The 17294-nt window shown below is 75.7% G+C and carries 15 protein-coding genes; 4 read left to right on the forward strand and 11 right to left on the reverse strand.

Annotated elements, in window-relative coordinates; genetic code table 11:
• Positions 1–214: 214 nt before the first annotated feature.
• The gene (locus HCK00_RS03955) at positions 215–1165 is read right to left on the reverse strand and encodes an alpha/beta hydrolase (RefSeq protein WP_168100306.1); all 951 of its coding nucleotides are present in this window, start codon (positions 1163–1165) and stop codon (positions 215–217) included.
• 1050 nt (positions 1166–2215) lie between these two features.
• Here HCK00_RS03955 and HCK00_RS03965 point away from each other — a divergent pair.
• The 4 genes from HCK00_RS03965 to HCK00_RS03980 all read left to right on the forward strand — a co-directional run bounded on the left by HCK00_RS03965 (position 2216) and on the right by HCK00_RS03980 (position 7006).
• A complete protein-coding gene (locus tag HCK00_RS03965; RefSeq protein WP_311765127.1) occupies positions 2216–3484 on the forward strand; it encodes an SGNH/GDSL hydrolase family protein in 1269 nt (422 codons plus the stop codon).
• 366 nt (positions 3485–3850) lie between these two features.
• Positions 3851–4339, forward strand: a complete 489-nt coding sequence (locus tag HCK00_RS03970) for a MarR family winged helix-turn-helix transcriptional regulator (RefSeq protein ID WP_168100307.1) — start codon at positions 3851–3853, stop codon at positions 4337–4339.
• On the forward strand, positions 4336–5637 hold the full coding sequence (locus HCK00_RS03975; RefSeq protein WP_168100308.1) for an MFS transporter: 1302 nt from the start codon (positions 4336–4338) through the stop codon (positions 5635–5637). The genes HCK00_RS03970 and HCK00_RS03975 overlap by 4 nt, the downstream gene beginning before the upstream one ends.
• Positions 5638–5971: 334 nt before the next feature.
• On the forward strand, positions 5972–7006 hold the full coding sequence (locus HCK00_RS03980) for a DUF8189 domain-containing protein (protein WP_168100309.1): 1035 nt from the start codon (positions 5972–5974) through the stop codon (positions 7004–7006).
• Positions 7007–7326: 320 nt separating this feature from the next.
• On the opposite strand, the gene HCK00_RS03985 is transcribed toward HCK00_RS03980, so the two are convergent.
• The 10 genes from HCK00_RS03985 to HCK00_RS04030 all read right to left on the reverse strand — a co-directional run bounded on the left by HCK00_RS03985 (position 7327) and on the right by HCK00_RS04030 (position 17250).
• Entirely contained in the window at positions 7327–8085 is a 759-nt protein-coding gene (locus HCK00_RS03985) for an alpha/beta fold hydrolase (RefSeq protein ID WP_311765128.1), read from the reverse strand.
• An 11-nt stretch (positions 8086–8096) separates the two neighbouring features.
• The gene (locus HCK00_RS03990) at positions 8097–8927 is read right to left on the reverse strand and encodes a DUF1295 domain-containing protein (protein ID WP_168100311.1); all 831 of its coding nucleotides are present in this window, start codon (positions 8925–8927) and stop codon (positions 8097–8099) included.
• Positions 8924–10285, reverse strand: coding sequence for a class I SAM-dependent methyltransferase (locus HCK00_RS03995; protein WP_168100312.1), 1362 nt, complete (start codon positions 10283–10285; stop codon positions 8924–8926). The genes HCK00_RS03990 and HCK00_RS03995 overlap by 4 nt, the downstream gene beginning before the upstream one ends.
• Positions 10282–11565 carry an SAM-dependent methyltransferase gene (locus HCK00_RS04000; RefSeq protein WP_168100313.1) on the reverse strand — a complete coding sequence of 428 codons (1284 nt, stop codon included), beginning with the start codon at positions 11563–11565 and terminating at the stop codon, positions 10282–10284. Before HCK00_RS04000 ends, HCK00_RS03995 begins: the two co-directional genes overlap by 4 nt.
• A complete protein-coding gene (locus HCK00_RS04005) occupies positions 11562–12353 on the reverse strand; it encodes a DUF1365 domain-containing protein (RefSeq protein WP_168100314.1) in 792 nt (263 codons plus the stop codon). Before HCK00_RS04005 ends, HCK00_RS04000 begins: the two co-directional genes overlap by 4 nt.
• Entirely contained in the window at positions 12350–13663 is a 1314-nt protein-coding gene (locus tag HCK00_RS04010; RefSeq protein WP_168100315.1) for an NAD(P)/FAD-dependent oxidoreductase, read from the reverse strand. The genes HCK00_RS04005 and HCK00_RS04010 overlap by 4 nt, the downstream gene beginning before the upstream one ends.
• A gap of 169 nt (positions 13664–13832) precedes the next feature.
• Entirely contained in the window at positions 13833–14798 is a 966-nt protein-coding gene (locus HCK00_RS04015) for a cation diffusion facilitator family transporter (RefSeq protein ID WP_168100316.1), read from the reverse strand.
• Positions 14799–15059: 261 nt separating this feature from the next.
• On the reverse strand, positions 15060–15890 hold the full coding sequence (locus HCK00_RS04020) for an ABC transporter permease (RefSeq protein ID WP_168100317.1): 831 nt from the start codon (positions 15888–15890) through the stop codon (positions 15060–15062).
• Entirely contained in the window at positions 15878–16957 is a 1080-nt protein-coding gene (locus HCK00_RS04025) for an ATP-binding cassette domain-containing protein (protein ID WP_168100318.1), read from the reverse strand. The genes HCK00_RS04020 and HCK00_RS04025 overlap by 13 nt, the downstream gene beginning before the upstream one ends.
• A gap of 89 nt (positions 16958–17046) precedes the next feature.
• The gene (locus HCK00_RS04030; protein ID WP_168100410.1) at positions 17047–17250 is read right to left on the reverse strand and encodes an MbtH family protein; all 204 of its coding nucleotides are present in this window, start codon (positions 17248–17250) and stop codon (positions 17047–17049) included.
• Positions 17251–17294 lie beyond the last annotated feature (44 nt).

The following is a 17294-nucleotide window of genomic DNA, read 5'->3' on the forward strand; positions in this document are numbered from 1 at the left end:
CGCGGGACCGCTCCGTGGCGCGGGCCGCCGGGCGGGTTCGCCGGTTCCGGGCCTGATGGGGCTGCCGTCCGGCCGCTGGTGCCGGACCGCCTCCCCCCGGTACCGGACCGGGCGGCCGGCGGACCCGTGGCGCGACCGCGAAGCCGTCGTCCCGGGCCGCGTCCGGCGCGCCGCCGTCGCGTTCACCGCCCCGTCATCCCGCGCATCGCGCCGCTCACCGGCTCAGGGCCCGGCCGAGCACGGCGGTGACCTCGGCGGTGATCCGACGGATGACGGAGGCGTGTTCCACCACGCCCGCGCCGTGGAACGTCCCCGGCAGGACGTGCAGTTCGGTGGGGACCCCCGCGTCCAGCAGGGCCCGTGCGTAGTCGATGCCCTCGTCCCGTAACGGGTCGAACTGCGCCACCGTGACGTGCGCGGGAGGCAGGCCGGCGAGCTCCGCCGTCCCGGCGCGCGCGGGCGCCGCGTACGGGGAGACGCCCGCCGAGCCCGCGACGCCCGGGCCCAGATAGGCGTCCCAGCTCAGCCGCGCGTTCCGCCGGTTCCACACCGGGGTGTCGGTGAAGCGGCGCGCGCTCGGGGTGCGCAGCCGGTCGTCGAGCGCGGGGGAGACCAGGCACTGGAAGACGATCCCGGGCCCGCCGCGGTCCCGGGTGAGCAGGGTGAGCGCGGCGGCCAGGCCGGCTCCCGCGCTGTCGCCCCACACCGCGATCCGGTCGGGGCGCAGGCCGAGGTCACCGGCCCGGTCCGTGAGCCGGCACAGGCCGGTGTAGCAGTCCTCCAGGGCGGCGGGGAACCGGTGTTCGGGGGCGAGCCGGTAGTCGGGCGAGACGACCAGCGCGCCGAGCTCCCGGCAGAACCGCAGATTGCTCTCGTGGTCGACATCGGGAGAACCCACGAGGAAGCCCCCGCCGTGCAGCGCGTACAGCACGGGCAGGGGCCCGGGCGCGCCCGCCGGCCGGTACAACCGCAACGGCAGGGCGGGCGCGCCGTCGGCGCGGGGAACGGACACGTTCTCCACCGACACCCCGGTGGTGTCGGCCGCCGCGACGACCGGGGCCACCTGCGCGGCCTGCGCCGCGCGGGCCGCCGCCGGGTCGGAGACATCCACCTCGGACATCAGGGCGACGGCGGCGGCCAGCTCCGGATCGAACGCGTAACGCATTCCGCTCCTCCGCTCCGCGCGGGTGTGGGGGGTGGCGTCGCGCGGAACCTCCAGCACGGTGCCACGGCTTCCGGGGCGCGGTCATCCGACAGGTGTCGGGAGAAACGGCCCGGTCACCCGACATCCGCGCGGGCCGGTCACGCCCGCCGGCGCGGCACCCGCCCTGCTGAGCTGCGCTCCTCCCGCAGGGCTCGGGGGTGCGCCGTGCGTTCACGTGTTCGGCTCTTGACGGGGCAGCCGGGCGTTTCTAGATTCACCACCGCCCGGCAGGAGGACGTCCGCGGACGCCCGGAGCGCGGCCGGGACGGTCCGCCGGAGCGTCAACGGGCGGCGACACGTACTTCAGTTCGTTGCTGTTGCTGTTGCTGTTGCTGTGCTTGCGCTCCGTGCGTTCGCCGGGTTCGCCGCCGGTTTCCCCCGGTGGTTCCGGTTTCCCGTGGGGCGCCCGGACGCTTCCCGGCCGGGCCGCGCCGGCGGAGCCTCAGAGAGGGGCCGAGAATGACCAGTTCAGCCGAGCGCGACGGATCCACGGGGGCCACCGGGTCCACCGGGTCCACCGGATCCCCCGGATCCCCCGGACCCACCGGGCCCACCGGGCCCACCGGGCCCACCGGACCCACCGGACCCACCGGACCCACCGGACCCACCGGACCCACCGGACCCACCGGGCCCACCGGATCCCCCGAGGCCACCGCGTCCGGTGCGGTCCCCGCGACCACGGCGACCGGTGCGGCCACCGCAGCCGGCGCGACCACGGCGGCGGGCGTGGTCGGCGCGGCCGCCGGGACGGCCGGGCCCGGGGCCCGGCCCGCCGTACGCTCCCGGCGGCGGGGCGGGCCGCGGGACCGGCTCCACCGGCCGGCCGCCCTCCCCGGGCCGGCCGCCTCCTCCGCCCGGGCGGCGGTGGAGCCCTCCGGCCCGCGCGCGGCGCGGCGCGGCTCCGGCCCGGCGGGTTCCGGACTCCGCCCGCCCCGGTCCGGCCCCCGGTCCGGTCCCCGGGCCGCCCTGTGGCGCCGGGTCCGTGCCGGTGCCACCGCCGCGCTCGCCACCGTGCTCCTCCTCGGCACCGCGGCCGACACCCCGGCCGCCCCGGGCCCGGACACGTCCGCCGGGGCGGGTGGGACCGGCGGCGCCGGGTCCGCCCGCGCGGGCTGGGCCGGGACCTGGGGTGCCGCCCCCACCACCGTGCCCGCGAGCGACCGCACCGCTTTCGAGGACCAGACGCTCCGTCAGATCGTCCGCGTCAGCCGGGCCGGTACGCGCCTGCGCGTCCGCTTCACCAACGAGTTCGGCACCGCGCCCCTCGTCCTCGGGGAGGCCCGGGTCGCCCGCCGCGCCGCCGCGTCCGGTTCCGCCGTCGCGCCGGGCACCGACCGGCCCCTCACCTTCGGCGGGAAGCGCTCGGTGACCGTGCTGGCGGGCGCCCCCGCTCTCAGCGACCCCGTGTCGCTCCGCGTCCCCGCCGGTTCCGACCTCGTCATCAGCGTGCACCTACCGCGCCGCACCCCCGCCTCGACGGTGGCCGCCTTCGCCCACCAGACCGGCTACATCGCCGACGGCAACGTCACCGGCCGGGCCCGGCTCGACGGCGCCACCACCACCGACCGCTGGTACTTCCTCAGCGGCGTGAGCGTGGCCGCCCGGCAGCCCGCGGCGGTCGTCGCCCTCGGCGACTCCATCACCGCCGGCACCAGCCGCGATGCCAACAACCGCTGGTCGGACGTGCTGGCCCGGCGACTCCAGCAGCATCCCGCGCTCCGCCACACCGGTGTCGTCAACAAGGGCATCAGCGGCAACCGCCTGCTCCACGACCCCAACCCGCCCGCCGGACACGAGGCCGAGAACTACGCGCCCCTCTTCGGCCCCGCCGGGCTGGGCCGCTTCGACCGCGACGTCCTCGCCCAGCCGGGCGCCCGGCACGTGGTGGTGCTGCTCGGCGTCAACGACCTGGGGCACCCCGGGACCCTCGCCCCCGAGTCCGAGCGCGTCACCGCCGCCGACCTCATCGCCGGGCACCGCCAGCTCATCGCCCGTGCCCACGAACACGGCCTGCGGATCCACGGGGCCACCCTCACCCCGTTCAAGGGCGACACCCTCGGCTTCCACACCGAGGCCAACGCCGCCGCCCGGCGGGAGCTGAACCACTGGATCCGTACCAGCGGCGCGTACGACGGCGTCATCGACTTCGACCGGGCCGTCCGCGACCCCGAGGACCCCGAACGGCTGCTCCCCGCCTACGACAGCGGCGACGGCCTGCACCCCAACGACGCGGGCCTGGCCGCCATGGGCCGCGCCGTGCCGCTGCGCCTCTTCCGCTGAGCCCCGCGGCTCGGCCGAGTCGCCCCGGGGCCCCGGCGGGCTTCCGCCGCTGGACCACACCGGGTTCCGCCGGATCGCGCCGGATCGCGCCGGGTCCCGCCGGGTTCCGCCGCCCCGGTCCGGGCCGGAGGGGCTGGACCGGCCCGGGGCGTGCCGCCCGCCCCCGCTCCGTCCGGCGGGTGACGGCCCGGCGGGCGGCAGGGACCGGCGGTGTGTACGGATCGCCCATGGATTACCCGTCGCGCACGGATCGCCGGCGCAGACCGCGGGCAGGGCGCCTTCCCGGTATTGGAGCCATGGGTGCAGCCGTTGGCGCTAACCAGTTGATCACGAGCTCAATTATCACAGCGCTGTTATATTAGCGCTGTGACATCTTCGGATCCCACAGCACTCCCCGACCCATGGCGCTCCCTGCACGAGCTTCTGGCAGCCATGGATGCCGAGATCGAGCAGGTATACGTCGAGCGTGGCATCGAGGGGGTGCGGCCGCGGTTCGCCTATCCGCTGATCCGGCTCGCCCACACCGGACCACTGACCATTCGCGAGCTTGCGAAGTCGCTGGACCGCTCGCACTCCGCGATCAGCCAGACCATCGCCGCCATGCGCAAGGAGGATCTGGTCACCTCCGAGCCGGGGCCTGACGCCCGCACCCGGCGGATCGACCTGACAGAGCGCGGCCGGTCGCTGGTGCCGTTCCTGGAGGCGGAGTGGCGCGCCACCCACGAGACGGTCGCCGAGTTGGACAGCGAGATCCCCTACGCGATGACCACCGTCGTCGAAGAGGTTCGGCGAGCGCTGGAACACCGGTCGATGCGGCAGCGCATCCTCCACCACCTTGTCGAGCCACCGCAATGAGGGGGCGTGTCCGTCTCCGGCTCCTTGACACCCGCCCGCTGCGTCACAGTCAGCCGTTTCGCGACCTGTGGATCGGCACCTCGGTCTCTCAAGCCGGCGGACAGATAGCCAACGTGGCGGTGCTGGCCCAGGTCTGGGACCTGACCGGCAGCCCGGTAGGCACCGGTGCCATCGGGCTCGCCACCGGCCTGCCGATGGTGTTGTTCGGGCTGCTCGGCGGCACGTGGGCCGATACCGTTGACCGCCGTGCGGTGGTGCGGGCCACCACCGCAGGCCAACTGCTGGCCGCCGCCGCGCTGTGCGCCCAAGCCCTGGCGGACAACCGGAACGTGCTGCTGCTGCTCGCCCTGGTCGCCATGGGGACGAGCTGCAGCGCTCTCGGAGCTCCTGCCCGGCGCACCTTCCCGGTCCGGCTGTTGCCGGCCGACCAGGTCGCAGCCGGTCTTGCGCTGACCAACGTCTCCTTCCAGGCAGCGATGCTGGCCGGGCCCGCGATGGCCGGGCTGATCATCGCCCGATGGGATATCCCTGCCGCATACGCAGCCCAGGTCGCTTCCATGGTCGTTTCGATGCTCGCGGTGATCCGCCTGCCTGCCATGCGGCCCGAAGGTGCCGACGCGGCGGGCGGCAGGCTCCGGCCGGAGCGTGGGGGCTGGCGGCTCGTCCTGCGTCGCCCGACGCTGTGGGGCTCGATGGCCACCGACCTGTCCGCAACGCTGCTCGCCATGCCCATCGCGCTCTTCCCGCTGGTCAACGAGATCCGCTTCGGGGGAAACCCGCAGACCCTCGGCTTGTTCCTCTCGGCCGTCGCGGTCGGGGGGATCACGGCCGGTCTGCTCTCCGGTACGGTGACGCGCCGGCGACGTGGCGGCCTGGTGCAGCTGTCCGCAGCCGGAGTCTGGGGCCTGGCCCTGGCCTGTTTCGGTCTGGCGGGGCCGTTGTGGCTGGCCCTCGGATGCCTGGCCGTGGCGGGCGCTGCCGACACCGTGTCTGTCGTCACCCGCAGTGCCCTGGTTCAACTGGAGACCCCGGACGCCTACCGGGGACGGGTCTCCTCGGTGGAACACGTCATCGGTGTCGCGGGCCCCGAACTCGGCAACTTCCGTGGTGGCCTGCTGGCGTCGGCCACCTCCGCCTCCTTCTCCCTGGTCTTCGGCGGACTGTCCGCCATCCTGGCGATCGCCGCCGTGGCCGCGACCAACGCGCCCCTTCGCGCTTACCGCACACCGCCTGCTCACACGAAGCCGACCGTCCCTGATGTGGCCGACGCGGCGGCGGCCGCTGGTCAGGTTTCGTGATTCGCCTCCAGCTTGAGTCCGGGTGAGAGGCCGTCAGCGTGCCGAACCCCAGGTCAAAGCGCACTCAAGCCCTCCAGAGGCTCGGCGCCGGTTTTCGTTCCGATATTCCTCAACCCCCTCCGCTACCGTGACGGCGGCTCCTGGCACCTTCGCGCCGGCCGCCCGCGGCGGAACGGCGCCGTCCTTCACCACCCCCGTGGGCCCCATCCGTCAAGGCCCGTACCTACTTTTCACCACATGGCGGCCAATGTCTTGGCGTGGCTCGCCGGAACCCCCGACGATCGCGGCGGGAGCGGGTGCGGAACCCCGCCGACGAGCAGGAGGGACCACCGGCATGGCCGTATCCACGACGCCGGGAACGCGCTGGGGCGCCTGGACGAATCTGGGGGGCGCCCTGTTCTCGCCGCCCGCCCCGGTGCTCACCGCCGACCACCGTGTCCGCGTCTTCGTCCGGGGCGCCGCGAACTCCCTCTGGAGCCGCGCCCAGAACCGCGACACCACCTGGGGGGCCTGGCTCCGCCACGAGGGCGTGCAGGTCGCCGGGGTGCCCTGCCCGCTCCGGGGCCGGGACGGCCGGCACCGGATCTTCCACCGCACCCCCGGCGGCGGCCTCGCCGTCCTCACCCAGAGCACACCGCACTCCGCCGTCTACGGCCCGCCCCGCGTCCTGGTGGAGCGGATCGGCGGTGACCCGGCCGCGGTCCTGGGCGCCGACGGCCGGGCGCAGGTCTTCTTCCGCGGTGCCGACGGCGCTCTCTGGTGGAGCCGCGGCCAGGGACTCGCCGCCGAGGAGTACACGCGCCCGGCCCCGCTCGGCGGCGAACCGGACACCACCCCGTCGCCCGTGCTGGACGCCTCGGGGCGGATCACCGTGGCCGTGCGGGACGGCGGCGGCGTCCTCCGCACCCTCACCCAGAAGACGGAGAACTCCGGGAGCTGGGAGTCCTGGCGGCGCCACACCGCCGACGTGACCGGCCGTCCCGTGGCGGTGCTCGACGCCGCCGGGCGGGTGTGCGTCTTCCACCGCGGGGCGGACGGCTCACTCCGGCGGATCGGCCAGACCGACGACCACCAGGGGTTCCACCCCTGCGCGACCCTGCCGGGCGCCGTCCTCGGCGACCCCGCCGCCGCCCTGGGCCAGGACGGGCGGCTCCAGGTCTTCGCCCAGGGCACCGACGGGGAGCTGTGGCGGTCCGCGCAGACGGACGCGGGTTCCACGGCCTGGACGGACTGGACCTCCCTGGCCGGGGCGGCGGTGGACTGCGCGGCCGTCGCCGGGGCCCGGAACCTCATCCACGTCCTCGGCCGGGGCCCGGGCGGAGCGGAGGGGGACCGGCACCTGCGGTGCCTCGCCGAACGCTGGACGTGACGTGACGTGACGGGGCCCACCCGGCTGCGGACCCGCCCCCGGGCCGCGCCGGTGGTTCCGCGGCCCGGCCCCGGGATGCCCGTCCCGGGTCTCCGGCCCGGCCTCGGGCATCCCGGGGAAGGGCCCCCGGAGCGGGGGTGGAAGTCCCGCACGCCTTCCGCGCCCGCACGGCGCGCCGGCGGTGGCCCGCACCGCTCCCCGCACGGTCCCGCGCTCACCCGGCACCGGTCCGAGGCGGCCACGCACGCGCGGCGGACACAGAGCCTCGCGCCGCCGCGCGCTCGCGTCCACCGACCGGGCGCCGCCGCCGCGGCCGTTCGCTACCGGGTTCCCGGCCCGGTGCCGGGGTTCCCGCCCGGGCCGGCCGCCCCCGGCTCCTCCGCGCCGGCGTCCCCGGTGGCCAGCAGCGTGACGACGGTCGAGCTCACGAGGCGGTGCCAGTCGCCGCCGCGGCGGAGCATGGCGTGGTCGCCGCCCGGCATCGGCACGGTGGAGGCCCGGGCGCCCGCGGCCCGGGCCCGGCGGGCGAACGCCGCCGACGCGCCGGGGTCGGTGATCCGGTCGCGGTCGCCGTGGACCACGACGACGTCCTTGCCCCGGAGATGGTCCACCGGTTCCCCCGGGGGACACCAGGGGGCCAGCGCCAGGACGGCCCGGACCGCGGGCGCCGCCGCCGCGCCCAGCGCCGCCCGGCCGCCCATCGAGTGGCCGACCAGCACGACGGGGACGTCCCCGGCAAGGGCGGCGAGTTCCGTCAGGGCGCGCCGGGCGTCCCGCAGGGCGTCGGCCTCGGTGCCGTTCCAGCCCCGCAGCCGGTAACGCACCTCCGCCAGCAGGACACCGCCACCGCCGGGGACCCCACGGTCGTCCCCGCCCGCCGTCGCCGCCGCGACGGCCCGCACGAAGGGCCGCATCCGCAGGGCCGCCAGATGCCACGGCCGGGACGGGGCGCGGCTGTCGGACCGGCCGCCGTGCAGGAACACCACGGCCACCCGGGCCACCCGCGGCGCCCGGCGTATCACCAGGGCGGGCGCCGGCCGCACCGCCGCGGGGGCGGGTCCCCGTCCGTCACCGGTCACCGTCTCGCTCCTCATCCGGACCGTGCCCCGTCCCGCCCGGCTGCCCTCCGGGGCGGCAGAGGGACGAAACCACTGGTCCGCGCCACGTATGCGGCGTAGCCGGGACGATCCGCCAAGTGCCGCTCCAGCAGCCGCTTCCCGCTGCCCTTGATCAGCAGGGCGCTCATCACCAGCGGGGAGACGAGCGTCAGCGCGGCCACCGCACCGGAGTCACAGGCGATCAGGTACAGACCCCACCACACGAGGAAGTCGCCGAAGTAGTTGGGGTGCCGGGTGTAGCGCCACAGCCCGCGGTCCATGATCCGGCCCCGGTTGGCCGGATCGGCCGTGAACCGCGCCAGCTGGGCGTCCCCCACGGCCTCGAAGAACAGGCCGAGCGCCCACAGACCGGCACCGGCCACGGCCACCGCCGACACGGGCCCGGGCACGTACTGCGCGGCCTGCACGGGGAGCGACACCAGCCACACCAGGGCGCCCTGGAGCAGATACACCGTGCGCAGCGCGTAGAGGTTCCGGTCGCCGGGGGCCCGGGCCAGCATCCGCTCGTAGCGTGGGTCCTCGCCGTGGCCGCGGCCACGGCGGGCGATGTGAAGGGCCAGCCGCAGCCCCCACACCGCGGTCAGCGCCGTCACCAGGAGGCGCCGCCCGGGGTCGCCGGTGCCCGCGGAGGCCCAGCAGCTCACCCCGGCGACCGCGGTGAACGCGAGCCCCCACGCGACGTCGACGATCCGGTGCACGCCCTTGCGCACGGCGACGGCGAAGGTGAGCAGCATGACGGCGAGGGCCGCCGCCCCGGCCCAGGCGAGGTTGACGGCGAAGTCGCCCCAGGGGAAGCCGGTCACCGCGCCACCAGTCCCCGGTACCAGTCCGCCGGCGCCGTGGGTGTGGCACCGCCGCGCCCCGCGCGCGTGGGCCGCACGCTCAGGATCTGGTCGACGCCCATGCGTCCCTCCTCGAAGGCGAGCGCGGCGCCGGCCAGGTACAGCCGCCACACCCGGGCCGTCTCCTCACCGACGAGCGCGGTGACGTCGGCCCAGCGGCTCTCCAGGGTGCCGTGCCAGGCGCTGATGGTGCGGACGTAGTCCTCGCGCAGCGATTCGGTGGAGCGAACCTCCAGCCCGGCCCGCTCCAGCAGCCCCACCGTCTCCCCGAGCGGGCGCATGTGCATGTCCGGCGCGATGTACGCCTCGATGAACGCCCCGCCGCCCGGCGCCCGCCGGCCGCGGGACATCTGCTGGACGAGCACCCGGCCGCGCGGGCGTACCAGCCGGTGCAGGGCCGCGGCGAACGCCGGGTACTCGGCGTCCCCGACGTGCTCACCCATCTCGACGGTCGCCACCGCGTCGTAACCGGTGCGGGCGCCGTGCTCGCCCCGCTCGCCGGCCGCGAGGTCCCGGTAGTCCCGGCACAGCACCTCGACACGGTCGGTCAGCCCACGTTCCCGGACCTGTTCGCGCACGTACGCCGCCTGCTCCCGGGCGAGGGTGACGGCCGTGACCCGGGCGCCGTGCCGCTCGGCCGCGTACAGGGTGAGGGAGCCCCAGCCGCAGCCGATGTCCAGGAGGCGGCTGCCGCCGGAGCTGCCGGAACCTGCCGAGAGGCCCAGCTTGCGGCAGATCAGTTCCAGCTTGGCGTACTGGGCGGCGGCCGGGGTGAGGTCCGGCTCGCCGTCCGGCCAGTAACCGCAGGAGTAGGCCATGGTCTCGTCGAGCAGCAGCCGGTAGAACGCGTTGGACAGGTCGTAGTGGTGGCTGATGGCGGCCCGGTCACGGGCCTTGCTGTGCAGGCCGCCGCGGAGCCGTGCCTGGGAGGCCGGCGGCGCCGGGCGCGGTCCGACGGCGCCGAGCCGCACGGCCGTGCGGACCGCCCGGGCCCGGTCGCCGTAACCGGGGCGGAAGGCGCTCGCGCGCCGCTCCCGCGCGGCGGCCCACAGGGTGCGCAGCCCCTCGCCGAGATCGCCGTCCAGGTCCAGCTCGCCGGTCACGTACGCCTGGGCCAGGCCGAGTTCGCCGGGCGACCACAGCAGCCGGCGCAGGGCGCGGCGCGAGCGGAGCACCACGACGGGGCCGGAGAGCGGCCCCGCCTCGCTGCCGTCCCAGGCGCGCAGCCGCAGCGGGAGCGGGCCGCCGAGCGCGGTCTCGACGAGGGAGGCGAGCCGGGACGCGGCACCGGCGGGCCGGGGGGCGGGAACGGCACTCATCGGGCGGCCTCCTTGGTGAACGCGTACTGCTGGACGTCGAGGTAGCCCGAGCGGAACCCGGCCTCCGAGTAGGCGAGGTAGAAGGTCCACATGCGGCGGAAGGTGGCGTCGAAGCCGAGGGCGTCCACCTCGTCCGCCCGCTCGGTGAAGCGTTCGCGCCACAGCCGCAGCGTTTCGGCGTAGTGCGGGCCGAAGGCGTCCCGGTGGGCGAGGGCCAGCCCGGTGTGCTCGCCCACGGTCCGCTCGATCGCCTCGGTGGAGGGGATCTGGCCGCCGGGGAAGATGTACTTGGAGATCCAGGTGAAGGTGGACCGGGCGGCCAGCATCCGCGCGTGCGGCATGGTGATGGCTTGCAGGGCCACCCGGCCCCCGGGGGCCAGCCGCGCGTCGAGGGTACGGAAGTAGGCCGGCCAGAACTCCACGCCCACGGCCTCGATCATCTCCACGCTCACCACGGCGTCGTACCGGCCGCGGACCTCGCGGTAATCGCGCAGTTCGACGGTGACCCGGTCCGCGAGACCGGCCGCGGCGACGCGCTCCCGGGCGAGGTCGCGCTGCTCGCGGGAGAGGGTGACGGAGGTGACGCGGGCCCCGCGCGCGGCGGCGCGGATCGCCAGCTCGCCCCAGCCGGTGCCGATCTCCAGCACGGTGCTCCCCTCCCGCACCTCCGCCAGGTCCAGCAGCCGGTCGATCTTGCGCTGCTGGGCGGCGGCGAGCAGGTCCCGGTGGGCGGGGAACCCCCGGAAGACGGCCGAGGAGTAGCTGAGGGTGGCGTCGAGGAAGAGCCCGAACAGCTCGTTGGACAGGTCGTAGTGGCGGCTGATGTTGTCCCGGGAGCCACCCGGGGTGTTGCGCTGGGCGTCCGGCCGGCGCGGTGCCCACAGTCCGCGCAGCCGCTGCATCGGGCCGGGGATCAGCCGGTCCGCGTGGCCGGCCAGCACGGTGAGGACGGCGACCAGGTCGGGGGAGTCCCACTCGCCGGCCATGTACGACTCGCCGAAACCGACCAGCCCCTGGCTGCCGATCCGGCCGTGGAACGCCGCCGGGTCGCGCACGTCCAGCAGCGGCCCGCCCTTGCCCGCCGGGGCGCCGCCGGCGAACCGCACCCGCAGCGGCAGCCGGTCCAGGGAGCGGCGGAGGACGGCCGCGGTGAGGGCGGTCCGCGCGGCGGAGGACCGCGGCGGGGCGGCCACGTCCGGCCAGCGGGCCGCGTCGACGGTGGCGCGGCCCACGGGGACGGCGCGCGGCGGGACGGCGGGCCGGGGACGGGTGGTACTCATGTCACGTTCTCCGGGGTGTGATCGTGGCCGGGGCGTCGCGCGGGGCGGGGGTCACCGGGACCGGGCCGGTCCGGGCGGCTCCGGGCGGGACGGGGCTGTACGGGAAGTCCCCGCAGATACAGCCGGATGCCGTGCATCCGGATGGCCGCCGAGACGGCGAGCGTCGACCACGGCCGGCGCAGCGCCAGCCGCAGCAGCGTGCCCGCGCGGGCCGGGCGGCGCGTGCCGCGCACGGTCGCGGTGAGCGGCCGCCCGCCGTCCCGTTCGAGCTGCACGGTGAGGTCGAGCCGGTCGCCGGGGACGGGGACGCGCATCCGGTAGCGGCCGTCGACGGGGAAGAACGGCGAGACGTAGAGCTCCTTGCCGGCTTCGGCCCGTCCCGTCGCGTCCGGGCGGAGCAGGTAGGAGTGGCGCCCGCCGTAGGTGTTGTGCACCTCGGCGACGACACAGCGCGGCTCGCCGCCGGGACCGTGACACCAGTAGAGGGTGAGCGGGTTGAACACGTGGCCGAAGACCCGGGCGTGGGTGAGCATCAGCACGGACCCGCCGTCGAGCTCCACGCCGTGGGCGGCGAGGAAGGCGTCGAGCCCCGCGCGGAGGGACGGCCCCTCGCCGCCGAAGTGGTCCCGGGCGTCGAAGCGCGCCAGCGGGCGCAGCCAGAAGGGCAGCCGGGGCGGGTGGTCGGGGTCGATCAGCCACAGGTGGGTGCGGTGCCGCAGGGCGTAGCGGAAGGGTGTCGTCCGCACATGGCCGATGGTGCACGGGTACAGGGCCGGCGCGGTCGTCACCACCGCACCCCCAGCGCCGCGGCGGCCCGCACCCCGGAGCGGCAGCCGTCCTCGTGGAAGCCCCAGCCGTGGTAGGCGCCCGCGAACGCGGTGACGGCCGTGTCCAGCTCGGGCAGGAACTGCTGCGCGGCGACCGACTCCGGGGTGTAGACCGGGTGTTCGTACTCCATGCGGGCGAGGACCCGCCCCGGGTCCACGCGGTCACCACCGCCCAGGGTGACGACGTAGGTCTCGGGGGCGTCCAGCCCTTGGAGCCGGTTCATGTCGTAGCTGACCCGGACGCGGTCGGCGCCCGCCCCGCACGAGGGCATCAGGTAGTTCCACGAGGCGCGGGCGGCGCGGGAGCGGGGGAGGAGCCCGGTGTCGGTGTGCAGCAGCGTGCTGTTGCGCCCGTACCGGAAGGCGCCCAGCACCTCCTTCTCCCGTGGGGTGGCGTCGGCCAGCAGCTCCAGCGCCTGGCCGGGGTGGACGGCCACGACCACCGCGTCGTAGGAGTCGGTGGTGCCGTCGTCCGCGGTGACCTCCACCCCGTCCGGGTGGCGCCGCACGGCCCGGACGGGCGTCCCGGCGCGCACGGCGTCCAGCCGCTCGGCGACCCGGCCGACGTAGGTCCCCGAACCGCCCGTCACGGTGCGCCAGAGCGGGGAGCCGCTCACGGACAGCAGCCCGTGGTGCGCCAGGAAACGGAAGAGGTAGGCGGCCGGATAGCGCCCGGCGGTGGTGGCGTCGCAGGACCACACCGCCGACACCAGCGGGGTCATGAAGTGGGTGCGGAAGTACCGGGAGAAGCCCTCGCGGTCGAGGAACGCGTCCAGGGTGAAGGTGTCCGCCGCGCCGCGCGCCAGCAGCCGCCGGGCGGCCCGGTGGAAGGCCGGCACCTCGGTGAGCATCCGCAGATAGGCGCCGCGCAGGGCGTTGCCGGGCCGGGCGAGGAGCCCCGCGGGGCCGCGGGCCCCGGCGTACTCCAGACCGCAGCCCTCGCACCGCACGGACATGCTCATCTCCGACTCCCGGGTGTCCACGCCGAGTTCGCCGAAGAGGCGGAGCAGATGCGGATAGGTGCGCCGGTTGTGCACGATGAAGCCGGAGTCGACCCGGTGGGTCCGGCCGTCGGACGAGGTCAGCTCGTGGGTGTGGGCGTGCCCGCCGAGCCGGTTGTCGGCCTCGTAGAGCGTGACGTGGTGCGCGCGGCGGAGTACGTGGGCGGCGGTCAGCCCCGCCACCCCGCTGCCGATCACGGCCGTGCGCCGCCGTGCGCCGTCCGGCGGCCCCTCCCGCTCCGGTGAACTCTCTCCTGACCGGCCTGCCATCGCCACTCCTCCCAGCCGCCGCGGTTACGCGGTCTCGCGCGTAATCCGGAGTGACGGCGGGGGCGGATTGGCCAGGAGGGGAACTTTCCCAGGTGGGAGGGGACGGGGTGGGGAATCCGCGGGACGCCCCGGGAGGCTCGGTGTCCTGCCGGGCCTTGCCGGGCCGGGCCTACCAGCCGACGCGGTCGCAGCCGGCGTGGTCGGCGGGTTCGACCTGGAGCGTGGCGTGCTCGACGCCGTGCCGGTCCCGCAGCACGTCGCGGGCCCGGTCCAGGACGGCGTGGCCGTCGGCGCGGTCGGTGGTGACCAGATGGGCCGTCGCCACGTGCATGCCCGAGGTCAGGGTCCACAGATGCAGGTCGTGCACGTCCTTGACGCCGTCCACGGCGGACAGGTCGTCGGCGACCGTGGCCGGGTCCATACCCGCCGGCGCGTGCTGGCCGAGGACGGAGAGGACCTCCCGGCCCAGCACCGTCGCGCGGACGGCGACGAAGACGCCGATGGCGAGCGCGACCAGCGTGTCCCACACGGGCCGGCCCGTCGTGGCCACCAGCCAGCCCGCCACGATCACCCCGACCGAGCCGGCCGTGTCGGCGACCACCTCCAGGTAGGCGCCCTTGACGTTGAGACTCTCCGAGGCGCCCGAGCGCAGCAGGAGCAGCGCCACCACGTTGACCGCCAGGCCGATCGCGCCCACGACGAGCATCGGGCCGGCCGCGACCTCGGCGCCACCGCCGATCCGGCCGATCGCCTCGACGACCACGTACACCGACACGCCGTACATCAGCAGCACCGAGAGCAGGGAGGCGAACACCTCCGCGCGGTACGAGCCGTAGGTGCGGCGGCCGGTGGTGTCGGGCCTGGTGGCCACCCGCGTGGCCACCAGGGCCGCGCCCAGGGCCACGACGTCGGCGGCCATGTGCCCGGCGTCCGACAGCAGCGCGAGCGAGCCCGAGAGCAGCCCGTAGACGAGTTCGACCACGAAGAAGGAACCGATCATGGCGAAGGAGACGGCGAGCCGCCGGCGGTGCCGTCCTCCCGCGTGACCGCTCACCCCGCCGCCACCGCCGCCACCGCCGCCACCGCCGCCACCGCCGTGACCGTGACCGCCGCCGTGACCGTGCGTGCTGCCCATACCGGGTTCCCCCTCGTGTTTCCCGTGCTCGTCCCCCGCAGGAAAGCACGAGGTGGCATACCCGGGCAAAGGCTGCACCGGTGACCGTTGTCATCTCCGATAAGACGCCTCTGACCTGCGGAAACAGCATCGGTGGCCGGTGCGGTACGAGGGGGCCGGATTCACCCGATGTGGTGATCGTCGGCCGGTGCCCCCGGGGCCGGCGGCACAGCCGTCACCCCCCGGCTCCCTCGGATCCTCCCCCGCCCCCTCGCGGCCGCCTCAGCCGCGCGCGATACGGCGGTAGCGGCTGACGGCCAGGGGCATGAAGACCGCGATGATCGCGCAGGCGCAGAGCAGCGCGTATCCGGTCGCGTGCTGGACCGGCCAGGAATCCGGGGGGACGACCTGGGGCGGGGCCTCGTTGCCGAAGAGGGAGCGGGCCGCCGTGGCGGTGGCGGAGACCGGGTTCCACTCGGCGACGGCGCGGAGCGGACCGGGCATCGTGGTGACGGAGACGAAGGCGCCCGAGACGAAGGTGACGGGGAAGAGCCAGACGAGCCCGGCGCTCTGCGCCACCTCGACGCTGCGGGCCAGCAGGCCGATGGTGGCCCCGACCCAGGACATGGCGAAGGCGAACAGCAGGATCAGCAGATAGGCGGCGACGGCCTCCGGCACGGTGCCCTCGACGCGCCAGCCGACGAGGAGCCCGCACAGCGAGGTCACGGCGAGTGTCACGGCGCTCATGGTGAGGTCGGACAGGGTGCGGCCGAGGATGACGGACCCACGGGGTACGGGCAGCGCGCGGAAACGGTCGACCATGCCCTTGTCCATGTCGGCGGCGAGCCCGATGGCCGTGAAGGAGGCGTTGAAGGTGACCGCCTGCGCGAAGATGCCGCCCATCAGGAACGTGCGGTACTCGGCGCCGCCGAGGCTGCCTCCGAAGACGTAGGCGAGCAGCAGGACGAACATCAGAGGCTGGACGAGAGCGGCGATGACCGCTCCCGGTGTGCGCCGCAGGTTGACCAGGTTGCGCCCGGCGATGAGCAGGCCGTCGCGCACGGTGCGCAGCGGCCCGGAGCGCCGCCGGGCGGTGAGGCTCATCGTCGCCATGCGAGGGCTCCCTTCCTCCGGCCACCGCTCCGGCCCGCGCCGCCGGCCGCCTCCTCGCGGTCCGCGCCGTCCACGGCCACGGGACGCCCGGGGCCGCCGGGACCGGCGCCGTCCGGCGACGCCCCCGGAACGGCGGGGCGCCGGGGGCCCCCGGTCAGCGCGAGGAACACGTCATCAAGGGTGGGCGGGGCGAGGGACACGTCACGTACGGTGAGCCGCGCCGCCTCCAGGGCCGCGAGGGCGTGCCGCAGGGCGGTGGCCCCCTCGTCGGTGGCGACGGTGACCTGACCGGCGCGCGGGTCCACCTCCGGCCGGTACGGGCCCAGTCCTCCCAGCACGCCGGCGACCGCTCCGAGCGTGTCGGGCACCGCGGGACTGAGGGTGATCCGCTCGCCGCCGACCGCGGCCTTCAGCTCCGCGGCGGTCCCGCGGGCGATGACGCGGCCGTGGTCGATGACGGTGATGGAGTCCGCGAGCTGGTCGGCCTCCTCCAGGTACTGCGTGGTCAGCAAAACGGTGGTGCCGTCCGCCACGAGATCCCGCACGGCCCGCCAGGTGTCCGCGCGGCCGCGGGGGTCCAGGCCGGTCGTCGGCTCGTCGAGGAAGACGACGGCGGGCCGTGTGGTCAGGGCGCCCGCCAGATCCAGCCGGCGGCGCATGCCGCCGGAGAAGCCGCCGGCGGGCCGGTCGGAGGCCTCGGTGAGCGCGAAGCGGTCCAGCAGCCCGGTGGTGCGCCGCCGGGCGGCCCGGCGGCTCATGCCGTGGAGCCGCGCGACCAGCTGGAGGTTCTCGCGCGCGGTGAGCCGTTCGTCGACGGCTGCGTACTGGCCGGACAGGCCGATGCGTTCGCGCACGGCCTCCGGCGCGTCACCGACGTCGTGCCCGGCGACGGTGGCGCGCCCGCCGTCCGCGCGCAGCAGGGTGGTCAGGATCCTCACGGTGGTGGTCTTGCCGGCGCCGTTGGGGCCGAGCAGGGCCAGCACGCTGCCCGCGGGCGCCCGCAGGTCGACGCCGGCCAGCGCCTGCCGGCCGCCGAAGCTCCGGGTGAGGCCCTCCGCCACGATCATGTCCCGCTCGCCCGGGGCGGGGCCGGCGGCCCCGCCCCGGCCCGGCGGAGGCTGCTCGCCGGGTCCGCGTGGGTTCGCCCCGGCCGCGCTCACCGGGAGGCCAGCGCGCTGCGCGGGGTGAGGTCCGTCCAGTGGGCGTCGACGTAGGCGATGCAGGCCTCGCGGGACGCCGGGCCGTGGACGGGGTGCCACCCCGCGGGGACCTCGGCGAACTCGGGCCACAGGGAGTGCTGTCCTTCGTCGTTGACCAGGACACGGTGGAGGACGGCGGGGTCGTCGAAGGGATTGGTCATGGTGAGGTCGCTCTCCTGCTCGGTAGGGGTCGATCGGGTCGACC

This window comes from Streptomyces zingiberis, from assembly GCF_012034935.1.
Classification (GTDB): Bacteria; Actinomycetota; Actinomycetes; order Streptomycetales; family Streptomycetaceae; genus Streptomyces; species Streptomyces zingiberis.